This window comes from Vibrio sp. 1288 (assembly GCF_033344475.1).
Map to the genome: position 1 here is coordinate 1 of NZ_JAWPOX010000922.1, position 566 is coordinate 566.

At 49.6% G+C, this 566-nt stretch carries 1 protein-coding gene; it reads left to right on the forward strand.

What is annotated here, in order from left to right:
• Positions 1-81: 81 nt before the first annotated feature.
• On the forward strand, positions 82-566 hold a 485-nt coding region (locus R8O11_RS30110), incomplete at its 3' end, for a spondin domain-containing protein (RefSeq protein ID WP_318195246.1).

Below are 566 nucleotides of genomic sequence, written 5' to 3' on the forward strand. Positions count from 1 at the left end.
TTCGAAAGCAATGCTGCTCAAGCCAACAAAAGACGATGTTCAAGGGCTTGGGTTTCACTCTCATAAAAGGATGGATTCACAATGAAAAAACGTACCCAACTTAGTCTTGTCATGACGTCTGTTGCTCTGGCGGTTGGCGCGGCATCAGCTCAAGCGGCGGAACTAGAAATTACGGTTACCAACGCAACCAAAGGCATTTACTTTACACCGCTTATCGTCGCGGCGCATGGCTCAGATCTACATATGTTTAAAGTCGGAGAATCCGCCACATCAGAGCTTGAAGCGATGGCTGAAGGTGGGGATATTTCTGGATTATCGACCGTGATTGGCAACGCAGGCGGCGCAGTCGTAGAAAATCCTGCGGGCGGTATTCTCAATCCGGGTGCTGCGACCACGTTTACTTTGGATAGTGGCGATCACGGTTACCTCTCACTTAGCGCGATGTTATTGCCAACCAATGATGGTTTTGTCGGTTTAGACAGTTGGAAAATTCCAACCGAAGCGGGCACTTACAAAGCGACCTTGAACAGTTACGACGCAGGCACCGAAGCGAACGACGAGTTAGC